Source organism: Caulobacter sp. 05T431, from assembly GCF_056665975.1.
Genome location: NZ_JBFTKU010000202.1, coordinates 1 through 351, shown reverse-complemented (window position 1 = coordinate 351; position 351 = coordinate 1). Strand labels below are relative to the sequence as shown.

The following is a 351-nucleotide window of genomic DNA, read 5'->3' as shown; positions in this document are numbered from 1 at the left end:
GGAGGGAGGCGTCCCGGCCGTTCAACCACAGGCTGTTCAGTGTGTCCTTCCAGCCGTGGCCACCGTTCTCGGCGAACTGGCGCAGGCGGCGCTCTTGCTCGAGCGTCGGGAGGATGTCCAGTTCGCGCTCGTTCGCGGCGATCACGAGCTGGTCATTGTTCATGTTCTTGAAGCCGATGTGGCCACCGTGGAGCAGATCCTCCAGGGCGCCATGTTCCTGGCTCTTGACCTCGACCTCGATGGCGAGGATGCGGTCGATGGTGGTGCGACGTTGAAGCGGTGTCATGTTGCGTTTCTCATGGGCGAAGTTGGCCACCCGAGTGCCGAGTGGCAATCGGTTCAGGCTTGAAC

At 62.4% G+C, this 351-nt stretch carries 1 protein-coding gene; it reads right to left on the bottom strand.

Annotated elements, in window-relative coordinates; all coding sequences use genetic code 11:
- Positions 1-316: hypothetical protein (locus tag AC1U89_RS25105; RefSeq protein ID WP_479902325.1), on the bottom strand; the 316-nt coding region annotated here is incomplete at its 3' end.
- Positions 317-351: the final 35 nt, after the last annotated feature.